The sequence below is a fragment of the Cupriavidus basilensis genome, assembly GCF_000832305.1.
GTDB classification, from domain to species: Bacteria; Pseudomonadota; Gammaproteobacteria; order Burkholderiales; family Burkholderiaceae; genus Cupriavidus; species Cupriavidus basilensis_F.
Window position 1 is genome coordinate 1,341,708 of record NZ_CP010536.1, and the last position, 11,739, is coordinate 1,353,446.

The window sequence follows — 11,739 nt, forward strand, 5'->3', positions numbered from 1 at the left end:
GCATCCGATATCCCATCGACCCATTTAGGGAGTCCGCATGCGTCTGTTTTTGCTCGCCTTCGTGGCGGGCTGCTGGTGGCTGCAGCAACAAGGCTCGCTGCCGCGTGGCGGCGCGGTGTGGGTGTTGGCGGCTGCCGGGCTCCTGGCGGCCGCGCTTGCGCTGTGCCTGCGCACACGCTGGCCTGGCTGGGCGCGGGTGGCCTGGATCGTATTGTCGCTGCTGGCTGGTTTCGGCTGTTCGGCGTGGCGCGCCGAGGTTCGTCTGGCGCAGCGGCTGGCACCCGGGCTGGAAGGGGTCGACCTGCAGCTGAGCGGCGTGGTGGCCGGGCTGCCGGCGCAGGCCGCGCGCGGCCTGCGCTTCGTATTCGCGCTCGACGATGCGGCGGCCATGCCGCCCCGCGTCTTGCTGGGCTGGGAAGATGCCCCGGCCAGCTTGCGGCCGGGCGAGCGCTACGTCTTCACCGTGCGCTTGCGCCAGCCCCATGGCCTGGCCAACCCGCATGGTTTCGATTACGAATTCTGGCTGATGGCGGCCGGGCTTGGCGCCACCGGCTACGTGCGCGACGCCATCGGCGAGCCGCAGGACGCCGTCGGCGAACGGCTCGCGTGGCGGATCGCGCGATGGCGGGCGCAGGTGCGCGATCACGTCTTGCAAAGCCTGCCGCCCGATGCCCGCTTCGCCCCGGTGCTGGCGGCCCTGGTGGTGGGCGATCAGCACGGCATCCAGCAGCGGGACTGGACCGTGTTCACGCGCACCGGCATCGGCCACCTGATCAGCATTTCCGGCCTGCATATCACCATGATTTCCGGCCTGTTCTCCAGCATCGTCTATTGGCTGTGGCGGCATTCGTTCGGGCTCGGGCGATGGCTGCCGCGGCCCTTGCCGCTGTGGTGGCCGGCGCGGCGCGCCGCGCTGGTGGGCGCGGTGATCGCGGCCCTCGTTTACGGCCTGCTGGCGGGCATGCAGGTGCCGGCGCTGCGCACCGTGTCGATGCTGGTGGTGGCGGCGCTGGCGCTATGGAGCGGGCGCACGCCGCCGGCCTCGCTGGTGCTGGCCTGGGCGGCGTTCGTGGCGATCGGGCTCGACCCCTGGGCTGTGCTGTCGCCCGGGTTCTGGCTTTCGTTTGGCGCGGTGGGCGTGATCTTCCTGGCCGCGGCGCAACCGGCCAATCAGTCCGCGCCGACGCGTTGGCAGCGTGTTCGCGCCAGCCTTGCGCAGGCGGCGCGCACGCAATGGTGCGTCACTATCGGGCTGGTGCCGCTGACTCTGCTGCTGTTTCAGCAGGTCTCGGTGATTTCGCCGCTGGCCAATGCGGCGGCGATCCCGCTGATCAGCCTGCTGGTGACGCCCATGGCCTTGCTGGCGGCGGCGATGCCCGCGCCGCTGGCGGGCTGGCTGCTCAGCCCCGCGCATCTGCTGCTGCACTGGCTTGTGCTGGGCCTGGAGTGGCTGTCGGCGCTGCCGTGGGCGGTGTGGCAGGCCGCGCGCGCCGGGCCAGTGGCACTGGCGCTGGCGGTGCTGGGCTCGCTGCTGTTGCTGGCGCCCGTGCCCTGTGGCGTGCGCGCGCGCCTGCATGGCGTGGTACTGCTGTTGCCGATGGTGCTGGCGGGAAGGCAGCCAGTGGCGCACGGGGAGTTTCGCGCCACCGCGATCGATATCGGGCAGGGCACGGCGGTACTGGTGGAGACGCGCTCGCGCGTGCTGCTCTACGATGCCGGGCCGGCTTACGGCTGGGGCGCCGCGCGCGGCGAACCGGGCAACAGCGCCGGCGCGCGGGACATCGTGCCGTTCCTGCGCAGCGCGGGGGTGCGCAGGCTGGACACGCTGGTGATCAGCCATGAAGACGCGGACCACGCGGGCGGTGCGCGCGACATCATGGCGGCGCTGCCGGTGGACAGCCTGCTATCGGGCGCGCCGCAGGGACATCGGCTGCTGGTGCCACCGGCGAGCGCCGCGCACCTGGAGGCGCAGCCTTGCGAGGCGGGGCAGCAGTGGGAGTGGGATGGCGTGCGCTTTGCCATGCTGCATCCCTTGCCGGGCAACGCGCAGAATGCCGCCATCAACAGCAATGCGCGCAGTTGCGTGCTCAAGGTGGCGGGTAGCGCGCGCAGCCTGCTGCTGACCGGCGATATCGGCCGGCGCGACGAGGCGGCGCTGCTGGCACGCCTGTCCACGCAAGACTTGCGCGCGGACTTCCTGCAGGTGCCGCATCACGGCAGCAACACCTCATCGAGCGGCGCGTTCCTGGCCGTGGTGGCGCCGGAGGTCGCGCTGTTCCAGGTGGGCTACCGCAACCGCCACCGGCATCCCCGGCCCGAGATCTGGGGCCGCTACGGATCGCACGAGATCGCCCGCTATCGCAGCGACGAGACTGGCGCGGTCCAGCTTACGACGCGCGGCGAGTCTTACGCGCTGCAGGCTTACCGCCAGCACGCGCGGCGCTACTGGCGCGCGGCGCCGCCTGCGCCTCGCTGAGATGCGCGGGCTCGGCCTGGGCGATGCGACGCTCGCGCAAGTGCGCCTTGGCGCGCTGCAGGCCGGCGCAGACGGTGTCGGCGCGCTCCAGGGCAACGCCTGCGGCCAGCACGTCGCCCAGCACCAGGTGGCAGATGCGGGAGGTCATCGGCGTGTAGACCTCGCTGTCTTCCTCCACGTCCGAGAACACGCAGACGTCCGCCAGCGCGGCAAGCGGCGAGCCGCTGTGGGTCAGCGCCAGCACGCTGGCGCCGCTGGCACGGGCGAGCGTGGCGGCGGCCAGCATGTCCCACGTGCGCCCGCTGTTGGAGACCAGCACGGCCACGTCGCCGGGCCCGAGCAGCGCCGCCGACATGCTGAAGACGTGCGAGTCCGAGTAGGCAACGGTTGGCATGCCGAGGCGGAAGAACTTGTGCTGGATATCCAGGGCGACGATGCCCGAGTTGCCGCAGCCATAGAACTCGATGCGCCTGGCCGCGGCGAGCAGCTGGATGCCATGTTCGATCTGGTCTGCCGACAGTGCATTGCGCACGGTCATCAGCGTGGCGATGGTGCGGTCGAACACCTTGCCGGCGATATCGGCGGGGCGGTCCTCAGCCTTGACGTCCTGGTGCACGAAGGGCGTGCCACCGCCCACGTTCTGGGCGAACTGGAGCTTGAACTCGCGAAAGCCGTCGTAGCCCAGCGCCGCGCAAAAGCGCGCAATTGTGGGCTGGGACACGCCTGCGCGCTCGGCCAGCTCGGGCATCGACAAGCGGATCACGCTGGCGCCGTGGCGGGCGACATAGTCGGCAAGGCGGCGTTCTGAGGGGCGAAGTGTGTCGTAGACGGCAAGAATTCGGTCGCGCATGGTAGGGCAGGGATGGCTGTCTGTGCCGGGGAACTGTTCTGGCTCTGGCCCCGGAATCCGTGGCTCGACGAATCGAGCGTAATGTAGATATTCTACATAATACGAGGAGGGATCATCGCGGCTTCAGTGTGGCGATTGGCTAGGGGTTTCACCTATTTGCGCTGAATATGCAGCTAATAAGGCGCTTTGTGATGCGTGTGCATGGTGTTTTCAAACCGGCTTTCGATATAATGTAGAAAATCTACAGACAATAGCGCCAGCCGGCGTACGCTAGTCCCCAAGTCCTCCCGGATACGATCAGGCATCACGACCAGGAACTCCCCCAATGTCAAAAGCCCTCCACGCCGAAGTCCACGCCGTCACCGAGCGCGTGATCGCGCGCAGCCAGCGCAGCCGCGCCGCCTATCTCGCGCGTTGCGAACGCGCCCAGCAGGAAATGGGCCCCTTGCGCGGGCTGTCCTGCGCCAACCTTGCCCACGGCCTGGCCGCGCTGCCCGCGCATGACAAGCTCAAGCTGCGGGTCGAGCATGCTGCCAACCTCGGCATCGTCACCGCGTACAACGACATGCTGTCGGCCCACCAGCCGTATGAGCGCTATCCTGGCGTGATCCGGGAGGCCGCGCGTGCCGTTGGCGCCGTGGCGCAGGTGGCGGGCGGCGTGCCGGCGATGTGCGATGGCATCACGCAGGGCAATGCCGGCATGGAACTGTCGCTGTTTTCGCGCGATGCCATTGCGATGGCCACGGCGGTCTCGCTGTCGCACAACACCTTCGATGCCGCGGTCATGCTGGGCGTGTGCGACAAGATCGTGCCGGGCCTGTTGATGGGCGCGCTGCAGTTCGGCCACCTGCCGGTGGTGTTCGTGCCGGCCGGGCCGATGTCGACGGGCCTGTCCAACAAGGAAAAGGCGCGCGTGCGCCAGCTTTACGCAACCGGTCAGGTGGGCCGCGAAGCTCTGCTGGAGGCCGAATGCGAGGCCTATCACGGCGCCGGCACGTGTACCTTCTACGGCACCGCCAACAGCAACCAGTTCCTGATGGAAATCATGGGCCTGCATATGCCGGGCGCGGCCTTCGTGCATCCGGACAGCGGCCTGCGCGACGCGCTCACCGCCGCCGCGGCCCAGCGCGCGCTGGCCCTGACGGCGCGGGGCGGCGACTACCTGCCGCTGGCGCGCATCGTGGACGAGCGCGCGGTGATCAATGCCGTGGTCGGCCTGCTGGCCACGGGCGGCTCGACCAACCACACCATCCACCTGGTGGCGATGGCGCGCGCGGCGGGCATCCTGATCGACTGGGATGATTTTGACCGTCTCTCGCGCATCACGCCGCTGCTGGCGCGGGTCTACCCCAACGGCTCGGCCGACGTGAACCACTTCCACGCCGCGGGCGGCGTGGCCTACGTGATTCGCCAGCTGCTCAGCGCCGGGTTGCTGCACGAGGACGTGGAAACCGTGGCCGGGCGTGGCCTGGCCCGTTACACGCAAGAGCCCGTGATGATCGACGGCGTGCTGCAGTGGCGCGACGGCGCCGCCGTCAGCGGTGATGCCACGGTGCTGGCCACCGCTGCCGAACCGTTTTCCGCCGAGGGCGGCTTGCGCTTGCTGCAAGGCAATCTCGGCCGCGGCATGATCAAGGTGTCGGCGGTGGCGGACGAGCATCGGGTGGTCGAGGCACCGGCACGCGTCTTCGACTCGCAAGAGCAATTGCAAGCCGCGTTCGAAGCCGGCGAGTTCACCGGCGACATGATCGCGGTCGTGCGTTTCCAGGGACCCAACGCCAACGGCATGCCAGAGCTGCACCGTCTCACCCCGGTGCTGGGCTCGCTGCAGGATGCCGGCCACAAGGTTGCGCTGGTGACCGATGGCCGCATGTCCGGCGCTTCTGGCAAGGTGCCGGCGGTGATCCATGTAGGGCCCGAGGCACTTGCCGGCGGCCCGCTGGCGCGCGTGCGTGACGGCGACCGGATCCGCGTGGACGCCGTGGCAGGCACGCTGGAATGGCTCGGCGCTGCCAATGGCGACGGCGACCTGGCGACGCGCGCTTCTGCCGTGCTGCCGGACGACGCCTTCGCGAACTTCAGCGTCGGCCGGGGCTTGTTCGGGCTGTTCCGCCGCAACGCGCGGATCGCGGAGGAGGGCGGCAGCGCGCTGGACCTCTCCGAGGCCGATGTGCCCGGCGCTGTCCAAACGGGCGCGGCCGTCGCACAATAGGCAGCGCCCCTTAAATTTGTGTCATTTGTGTCCCCGGCAGCCGATGGCTGGCGGAGACGACCCCGAGCCGGCCCATGCGGGGCCATCATGGCTTCATGGCTGAACGCTTGCGGAGCCGGCCAGCGGCCGGCGCGGGGACGACCGACAAGGATGGGAAAACCATCCGAACATGATCGTTGGAGCAGACATGATCTACATCCTGATGGGCGTTTCCGGCAGCGGAAAGACCACGGTCGGCCAGTTGCTGGCCAAGACCTTGCAATGCGGCTTCCATGACGCCGATGAATTCCACAGCGCGGCCAACAAGGCGAAGATGCACAACGGCATCCCGCTGACCGACGATGACCGCTGGCCCTGGCTGGCCGCGATGCGCGCGGCGATCGATGCGGCCCGCGCCGAGGGGCGCACCCACGTCTTTACCTGTTCCGCGCTGCGGCAGACCTACCGCGACCGCCTGACGCCCGCTGACGGCGGCGTGACCTTTGTCTACATGAAGGGCGATGCCGCGATCATTGGCGGCCGCCTGGCCGAGCGCAGCGAGCACTTCTTCAATCCCGCCCTGTTGCAGAGCCAGTTCGAGACCCTGGAGGAGCCGCGCGAGGCCCTGGTGCTCGATATCCGCCAGACGCCGGAGGCGCTGGTGCAGTGCATCCTGGCTGGAGTGCAGGCACAAAAAGGCGTGGCGATCGCCCGCTGAACCGATGCCACGCCGGCCCGAAGCCAAGGCTGGCAAACATCTTGCTTATCCACGTTTGATGGCGCGAATGCCTGCCGCTTGCGGCTTTCGTGGTCATAGGTATCCTATAGGGACAGCACTTCGAAGCATGACGAGATGGTCCGCGGCCAAGCCGCCGGGCCTCGGGTGGTGATCTCAAGGTGCTGTGCCGGGAACAACAAGCCAATCAAAACGGGATAGCCGGCAGTTCGGGCGGCACCCAAATCATGGGGGAACGGCCATCATGGCGGCGCGGTTTTTCGACGAGATGCTCGATTGGCAAGATGGCGTGGCAGCAGCAATCCACGCGGGCGAGTCCCTGCCGGCAGGTGCCGTGCGGGGGCATTACAAGCAGTTCGCGGATTGGTTGGCGCGCCAGTCCGAAGGCACCATGGGCAACAAGCGCGCCGAGGCAGACCTGATCTTCCGGCGCGTGGGCATCACGTTCGCCGTTTACGGCGAAAAGGACGAGTCGAACAGCGGTACCGAGCGGACCATCCCGTTCGATGTCATTCCCCGCATCTTCCCCGCCAGCGAGTGGGCAACGCTCGAGCGCGGCCTGCGCCAGCGGGTGTCGGCGCTGAACCGCTTCATTCACGATATCTATCACGGGCAGGACATCATCCGTGCCGGTGTGATCCCGCCAGACCAGATCTACAACAATGCGCAGTACCGCCCGGAAATGCTTGGCATCGACGTGCCCCGCGATATCTACGCCCACGTGGCCGGCATCGATGTAGTGCGCGCTGGCGAGGGCGAGTTCTACGTGCTGGAAGACAACCTGCGCGTGCCCTCCGGTGTGTCCTACATGCTGGAAAACCGCAAGATGATGATGCGGTTGTTCCCGGACCTGTTCGCGCGCAATCGCGTGGCGCCGGTGGCGCACTATCCCGACCTGCTGCTCGACATGCTGCGCGGCGTCTCGCCGCAGAACATAGCCGATCCCACGGTGGTGGTGCTCACGCCCGGCATGTACAACTCCGCCTACTTCGAGCATGCCTTCCTGGCGCAGCAAATGGGCGTGGAACTGGTCGAGGGCAGCGACCTGTTCGTACAGGACGAGCACCTCTACATGCGCACCACCCAGGGCCCGCAGCGCATCGACGTGATCTATCGCCGGGTCGACGACGATTTCCTCGACCCGCTGGTGTTCCGCTCGGATTCCACGCTGGGCGCGGCGGGGCTGCTCTCGGTCTACCGCGCGGGCAATGTCACCATCTGCAACGCCATTGGCACGGGCGTGGCCGACGACAAGTCGATCTATCCCTACGTGCCCGACATGATCCGCTTCTACCTTGGTGAGGAAGCGATCCTCAACAACGTGCCGACGTACATGTGCCGCCGCCCGGACGACCTGCAGTACGTGCTGGACCACATGAGCGAGCTGGTGGTCAAGGAAACCCACGGGGCCGGCGGCTACGGCATGCTGGTGGGGCCTGCCGCCACGCGCGCGGAGATCGACACGTTCCGCGAGGTCGTGCGCGCGCGTCCCGAGCAGTACATCGCGCAGCCCACGCTGGCACTGTCCACCTGCCCGACGTATGTCGAGTCGGGGATCGCGCCGCGCCACATCGACCTGCGTCCGTTCGTGCTGTCCGGCAAGGACGTGCGCATGGTGCCGGGCGGGCTGACCCGCGTGGCGCTGCGCGAAGGCTCGCTGGTGGTCAACTCCTCGCAGGGCGGGGGCACCAAGGACACCTGGGTGCTGGAGCGCTGAGGCGCGGCGCACGCAAGGATAGTTTGTGATTCCCGCGCAGGCCGCCGCGTTGCCGGCGGCGCGCGGGCGAACAGCGCTGTACGAGGGGACTGACCATGCTTAGCCGCACCGCCGACCATCTGTTCTGGATGGCGCGCTATACCGAACGCGCGGAGAACACCGCGCGCATGCTGGACGTGAACTACCAGACTTCGCTGCTGCCGCAGTCCGCGGAAGTGGCGGAACAAGGCTGGTGGGCCATGCTCGATATCTCCGAGCTGACCACGGTGTTCGACGAGAAGTACGGCCTGCTCACGCGCGACGATGTCATTGACTTCATGGTGCGCGACATGACCAATGTCTCGTCCATCATGAGCTGCCTGCGCGCGGCCCGCGAGAACGCCCGCGCGGTGCGCGGCTCGCTGACCACCGAGGTCTGGGAGACCATCAACACCACCTGGCTCGACGTGCAGCGCATGATCGCCGATGGCGTGCTGCGCGAGGATCCTTCGCAGTTCTTCGAGTGGGTGAAGTTCCGCTCCCACCTGGCCCGAGGCGTGCAGTTTGGCACCATGCTCAAGGACGATGCCTTCCACTTCATGCGGCTGGGCACGTTCCTGGAACGCGCCGACAACACCGCGCGAATTCTGGACGTGAAGTTCCAGGCCAGCACGGTCGACGATAGCGATCCCAATCGCGACGCCAACGATTTCTATCACTGGGCGGCCGTCTTGCGCTCAGTGTCGGGCTTCGAGGTGTACCGCAAGGTGTATCGCACCGTGATCACGCCGGAGCGCGTGGCCGAACTGCTGGTGCTGCGCCCCGACATGCCGCGCTCGCTGGTGTCCAGCATGGACGAGGTGGTGTCGATCCTGGCGCTGGTGGGCAACCACCATTCTTCGGAGACCGAGCGCCAGGCTGGTAAACTCCACGCCGATTTGAAATATGCGCGCATCGACGACATCTTCGCCGTCGGGTTGCATGCTTACCTGACCAGTTTCCTGGAGCGCATCGGCGACCTCGGCAACGGCATCAGCCGGGATTTCCTCGTGCCGCTGCTCGCTGCCTGACCTATTAGAAGTGGGGGGTGCCGGCCTCGCCACATCATGAAATACAAGATTCACCACAAGACGGTCTACCGTTACGCCGAGCCGTTCCTGCGCAGCGTGCACGAACTGCGCCTCGCGCCGCGCTCGGGCCCGCTGCAGGCCGTGCAGCAATGGCAGTTGTCCGTTCCCGGCAACCTGTCCGAGGCGCGTGACGGCTTCGGCAATATCGTGCACAGCTTCACTGTGGCCGGGCCGGCGCATACGCTGGTGATCGAGGCCGGCGGCGTGGTCGATGTGACGCCGCCAGTGGATGCGCACGGACCGTTTTTCTGCGATGCGCCGCCGGCCGGCGAGACGCGTGTGTCGCCGCTGTATTACCTTGGCGGCACGCCGCTGACCGCCGCCAAGCCGGAGATGGTGCGTTTTGCCGCGCCCTACCTGGCGGCAGGGGCGACAGTGCCCGCGCTGCTGGCGTTGGCCAATGGCATCGCCGGGCGGGTGCGCTACCAGTCGGACAGCACCGATGTGGACACCTCGGCCAGCGACGCGTTCGCACTGGGCCGTGGGGTTTGCCAGGACCAGGCGCAAGTGATGGTGGCATGCTGCCGGGCCCTGGGCATGCCGGCGCGCTACGTCAGCGGCTATTTCCATGACCCGGCCGCAACGGAACTGGCCAGCCACGCCTGGGCCGATGTCTGCGTGGATGCCGGCAAGGAGTTGTGGTGCAGCATCGACGTGACCCACGGCTGCCTGAGCGACGCGCGCCATATCCGGCTGGCGGTCGGGCGGGACTATCGCATGGCCGCGCCGGTGCGCGGGATTCGCGAAGGTGGCAGCGGCGAGCGGCTGGCGGTCGAGATCGCCATTTTGCCGTTGCAGTGAATGAGGTGGTGCGTCGCGCACCAAAAGCGGGCGCGCCGCAAGGTCCCGGGCGCACCTGCGCGGCGCTAGAATGCGGCCTTGGCCCGGGCGACAGGCTTGGCGATGGGCCAGGCGTGAACGTGCACCATTACAAGACAAGATCATGACGTACTGTGTAGCCATGCGGCTGGATGCCGGGCTGGTGTTCCTCTCTGATTCGCGCACCAATGCCGGTGTCGATGCGATCTCGACCGCTCGCAAGATGACCGTGTTCGAGGAGCCGGGCGACCGCGTGATGGTCTTGCTGACCGCGGGCAACCTGGCGATCAGCCAGGCGGTGCGCCAGATCCTGGCGGAGGGCCGCGACGAGAAGCGCTCGCTGTGGGCGGCGCGCGATATGTTCGAGGCGGCCGCCATCGTTGGCGACGCGGTGCGCCAGGTGCACAAGCACGACGCCCACGCGCTGCGCGAGGCCGGCATCGAGTTCAATGTAAGCCTGATCTTCGGCGGCCAGATCCGCGGCGAACGCGTGCGCCTGTTCCATGTGTACGCTGCCGGGAATTTCGTCGAGGCCACCCCCGAGAACTGCTATTTTCAGATCGGCGAGGCCAAGTACGGCAAGCCCATCATCGATCGCGTGGTCGAGCCGACGCTGCCGCTGGGCGAGGCAGCCAAGTGTGCGCTGATCTCGATGGATTCCACGTTGAAGTCGAATATCTCGGTAGGCCTGCCGCTGGACCTGCTGGTCTACGAGGGCGATTCGCTGCGCGTGACCCGCTTTGTCAACATTGACGAGAAGAACGCCTACTTCCGCATGATCCGCGATACCTGGGGGCAACGCTTGCGCCAGGTCTTCGGCGAGATCAACGATCCGGAGTGGGATGCCAACGCGCCGGCCGAGTTTCCGCTGGCGCGCCAGGGCGCGGGCGACCGCTGGGGCCAGCCAGTGCGCGCCACGCGCGAACGTGCCGGCACGCAGGACTGAGGGCGCACCGCGAATACCCCGATGCGCGACATTCTGCATTTTTCGCACGCCAACGGTTTTCCGGTCAGCACCTACCGCAAGCTGTTTGGAACGCTGGAAGACGATTTCGAGATCCGCGCCGTGGACCGTTATGGCCACGACCCGAAATTCCCGGTCACGCGCGAGTGGCCGCACCTGGTCGATGAGCTGCTGGCTTCGATCGAGCAGAAGTACCGCGAGCCGGTATGGCTGGTGGGGCATTCGCTTGGTGGTTTCCTGTCGCTGATGGCCGCGCTGCGCCGCCCGCAGTGGGTGCGCGGCGTGGTGATGCTGGATTCGCCCGTGATTGCCGGGTGGCGCGCCGCCTTGCTCAAGGCCGGTCAGCGCTTCGGCCTGGATGAGCGGCCCAGCCCGGCTGCCGCGACCCGGCGGCGGCGCACGCACTGGCCGGATGCCGAGGCGGTGTGGGAGCATTTCCGCTCCAAGCCGGTGTTTGCATCGTGGGACGAGGAAGTGCTGCGCGACTATGCGATGCATGGCACGGAGCCGACCGGCAACGACGCCGAGCGCCGCCTGCGCTTCGAGCGCGAGATCGAGTACCAGATCTACCGCACGCTGCCCACCAGCCTGGGGGCGCGCCGGTGCCGGTCAGCTTTGTCGCAGGCACGCGCTCGCGCGAAGTGCGGCAATGCGGGCTCGGCGCCACGCGCAAGCTGGTGGGCGAGCGCCTGCGCTTTATCGAGGGCGGGCACCTGTATCCGATGGAGCATCCCGGGCAGACCGCCGGACTGATCCGCGATCTGGTCGGGCAAATGCGGGGCGACGGCACTGCCTGCGCGCGTCCGTAGGCGGGGCAGGATAGGGCGGGGCGCGGGGGCACGAGTGCGAAGCGCCGAAAGCGTCTCAGCGGTTGCCG

At 67.7% G+C, this 11,739-nt stretch carries 8 protein-coding genes and 1 pseudogene; 8 read left to right on the plus strand and 1 reads right to left on the minus strand.

The annotated features are described in order from the left end of the window. Nucleotides 1-37: 37 nt before the first annotated feature. Nucleotides 38-2,476: a DNA internalization-related competence protein ComEC/Rec2 gene (locus RR42_RS06115; protein WP_043344913.1), complete on the plus strand. Its 2,439-nt coding sequence runs from the start codon at nucleotides 38-40 to the stop codon at nucleotides 2,474-2,476. On the opposite strand, the gene RR42_RS06120 is transcribed toward RR42_RS06115, so the two are convergent. Then, entirely contained in the window at nucleotides 2,388-3,326 is a 939-nt protein-coding gene (locus tag RR42_RS06120) for a MurR/RpiR family transcriptional regulator (RefSeq protein ID WP_043344915.1), read from the minus strand. The genes RR42_RS06115 and RR42_RS06120 overlap by 89 nt on opposite strands. 325 nt (nucleotides 3,327-3,651) lie before the next feature. Between RR42_RS06120 and edd the strand changes: the two genes are divergently transcribed. From edd to RR42_RS06155, 7 genes and pseudogenes are all read left to right on the plus strand, one after another. Next, nucleotides 3,652-5,538, plus strand: a complete 1,887-nt coding sequence (edd, locus tag RR42_RS06125) for a phosphogluconate dehydratase (protein ID WP_043344917.1) — start codon at nucleotides 3,652-3,654, stop codon at nucleotides 5,536-5,538. 187 nt (nucleotides 5,539-5,725) lie between these two features. Further along, nucleotides 5,726-6,235: a gluconokinase gene (locus tag RR42_RS06130; protein ID WP_043344920.1), complete on the plus strand. Its 510-nt coding sequence runs from the start codon at nucleotides 5,726-5,728 to the stop codon at nucleotides 6,233-6,235. Nucleotides 6,236-6,497: 262 nt separating this feature from the next. Continuing rightward, nucleotides 6,498-7,970, plus strand: coding sequence for a circularly permuted type 2 ATP-grasp protein (locus tag RR42_RS06135; RefSeq protein WP_043344922.1), 1,473 nt, complete (start codon nucleotides 6,498-6,500; stop codon nucleotides 7,968-7,970). A gap of 95 nt (nucleotides 7,971-8,065) precedes the next feature. Then, a complete protein-coding gene (locus RR42_RS06140; RefSeq protein WP_043344923.1) occupies nucleotides 8,066-9,019 on the plus strand; it encodes an alpha-E domain-containing protein in 954 nt (317 codons plus the stop codon). A gap of 36 nt (nucleotides 9,020-9,055) precedes the next feature. Continuing rightward, the gene (locus RR42_RS06145; protein ID WP_043344924.1) at nucleotides 9,056-9,880 is read left to right on the plus strand and encodes a transglutaminase family protein; all 825 of its coding nucleotides are present in this window, start codon (nucleotides 9,056-9,058) and stop codon (nucleotides 9,878-9,880) included. 142 nt (nucleotides 9,881-10,022) lie between these two features. Then, nucleotides 10,023-10,844 carry a peptidase gene (locus RR42_RS06150; protein ID WP_173430672.1) on the plus strand — a complete coding sequence of 274 codons (822 nt, stop codon included), beginning with the start codon at nucleotides 10,023-10,025 and terminating at the stop codon, nucleotides 10,842-10,844. Nucleotides 10,845-10,865: 21 nt separating this feature from the next. Beyond that, nucleotides 10,866-11,671, plus strand: a pseudogene (locus tag RR42_RS06155) (alpha/beta fold hydrolase). Nucleotides 11,672-11,739: the final 68 nt, after the last annotated feature.

Coding starts and splice junctions, on each gene's coding strand:
- RR42_RS06115 (WP_043344913.1), top strand. CDS start 38: ATGCGTCTGTTTTTGCTCGCCTTCGTGGCGGGCTGCTGGTGGCTGCAG.
- RR42_RS06140 (WP_043344923.1), top strand. CDS start 8,066: ATGCTTAGCCGCACCGCCGACCATCTGTTCTGGATGGCGCGCTATACC.
- RR42_RS06145 (WP_043344924.1), top strand. CDS start 9,056: ATGAAATACAAGATTCACCACAAGACGGTCTACCGTTACGCCGAGCCG.
- RR42_RS06120 (WP_043344915.1), bottom strand. CDS start 3,326: ATGCGCGACCGAATTCTTGCCGTCTACGACACACTTCGCCCCTCAGAA.
- RR42_RS06135 (WP_043344922.1), top strand. CDS start 6,498: ATGGCGGCGCGGTTTTTCGACGAGATGCTCGATTGGCAAGATGGCGTG.
- RR42_RS06150 (WP_173430672.1), top strand. CDS start 10,023: ATGACGTACTGTGTAGCCATGCGGCTGGATGCCGGGCTGGTGTTCCTC.
- edd (WP_043344917.1), top strand. CDS start 3,652: ATGTCAAAAGCCCTCCACGCCGAAGTCCACGCCGTCACCGAGCGCGTG.
- RR42_RS06130 (WP_043344920.1), top strand. CDS start 5,726: ATGATCTACATCCTGATGGGCGTTTCCGGCAGCGGAAAGACCACGGTC.